This window comes from Bacteroidota bacterium (assembly GCA_018831055.1).
GTDB lineage: Bacteria > Bacteroidota > Bacteroidia > Bacteroidales > B18-G4 > M55B132.
Genome location: JAHJRE010000322.1, coordinates 1 through 2,013, shown reverse-complemented (window position 1 = coordinate 2,013; position 2,013 = coordinate 1). Strand labels below are relative to the sequence as shown.

Annotated in this window: 1 protein-coding gene; it reads right to left on the bottom strand. The window is 46.1% G+C overall.

Going from position 1 to position 2,013, the window contains the following annotated elements; translation table 11 throughout:
* The coding region (locus tag KKA81_17360; GenBank protein MBU2652698.1) for a hypothetical protein at positions 1-2,013 on the bottom strand (2,013 nt) is incomplete at both ends.

Below are 2,013 nucleotides of genomic sequence, written 5' to 3'. Positions count from 1 at the left end.
TTTCCTGTATCCGAACCTTTCAATGCGAGCTCATCAGGCACCAATATCTGTAACTTTACCGCCGCAGAGGATATAACTACAAAACCAGTTGTCTGGGAGAGCATCGTACCTTTATATTGTGTCGTCAATGTGTGGGATGTTCCCTCGCCTGTTTTCATTATTACGGTAAATGTTGTTGAACCGTTTGTTAACGCATGCGATGATTGGACAACCTCATAATCGTCTGTCTCGGATAACACCTCCACCGTCGGCTCCGTAGATGTCACCAAGTTCCACCAGTTATCGCACCCGCGAACTGTCACCAGATACAAAATACCAGCCGTCCGCTCCTGTGGCGAACCCGTTTTGCCGTTGCCACTCGGCGATGAACCAGGTGACACCGTCTCTCCAGGACAGACAAGTTGTAATTTTGTAGGTGTATTCGGAACTACATTCATACTATATTGTGTAGCGGATTGTAACAGCGGCCCACTGCCATCAGCTATTATTCTGTGATTATCCTTTGAGGTTACTATTGTTAAATCAAACCAGGTCGTACCCGATATAAGCGGCTTATCTGAATATGTCGCATCATAATCATCATCAGGCGTTATTACCCTGATGGTTGCCGCAGAACCGCCGCCGCTTAATACTTTGTTATACTGATTATCACAGGAATTAACCGTTATTCTGAATGTATTACCTGCTGTCTGGGTAATAACAGTTCCTGTCTTACCTGTTGATGAACCCGGCAGTGGCGTCTCATTCGGCACAAGAAGCAATAATTTCGTCGCTGACGATGTTACAACTGTATATATTGTTGAAGTGCTTGCAGCAAGCGGTGTACCATCAGTATCGTCCGCTACAAATTTGGCATCCGTTTTCGCTGTCTTTAATGTGAACCAAAAATGGGTTGTCCCAAGCGATAAGTCAAGCGGCTGGGTTATCGGTGATACATAATCATCATTCGGTGTCAGTTTGATGGTCGCTCCGCCTGCTGGATACACAGTTGTTTTATTCCAATGTTTATCAACTGAATTAACGGTCACCTTGAACGGATACCCCGCTGTCTGTGTTTGTATCCCCGCGGAATCCTTGCCGGAAGATGAACCGCCTTTTTCAACCTCACCGGGTAAAATCACCTGTAATGCACACGCAGTATTTGGCTTAACTTCGTAAAATGCAGAATAATCCTCATTCAATGCAGGTGCACCTGAATAGATAAATGCGGTCACTTTATGCGTTAAAGCCGCCTGCTTAATTGTTAAGTTGAACGACACATAACCGTTTATAAGTTGAGCATATGGAATATCTCCATCCGCCACATATGGGTCAGTTACTTTTAAGTCAACCATCTGGTCTGAACCGGTATAGCGATTGAAATTCGGGTCAACAGCATTTACCGTTACCGTGAATTGCTGACCCGCGGTCTGTGATGTCCCGTAGACCTGATATTTTCCTGTTGATGAACCTGGCAACGCCGTTTCACCGGGCAGAAGCACCTGCAACTTAACCGCACCTGATGAAATAACCGGTATTGATGCGGAAGTATCAGCGGTGTAAAGCGGTGCAACACCGTCAACATCCGTAGAGGTTGCTGTCCAACTTCCGGAGGAAAGAACCGCAAGTGTAAACAGCCGTGTTCCGTTTTCAAGATAATTATTTGCCGGCTGATTATAATAAGGCGCCGATGCAGTTATCTGGACGGTAGTATTCGAGCCAAGGTTTGTTATTTGGTTCCAGTAGGGGTCGCAGAGATTTAGAGTTGTAATAAATGAAATCCCTGCTGTTCTATCAGACGGATTCCCGGTTCTTCCGTTATTTGAAACATCGCCATCAACGGCGGTAACACCCGGCACAAGAATTTGGAGTTTTACCGGGGCCGATGAAGCGACGACAAAATTATCGCATGTCTGGTTTGACATCGTGCCGGAATATTCTGCGGTTAAATTGCGGTTCGGGTCAACGCCGACGATTGTCCTTCTCCTCAGTGAAACGGTAAATGTCGTCGCACCCTGCGTTAATGCATGTGCG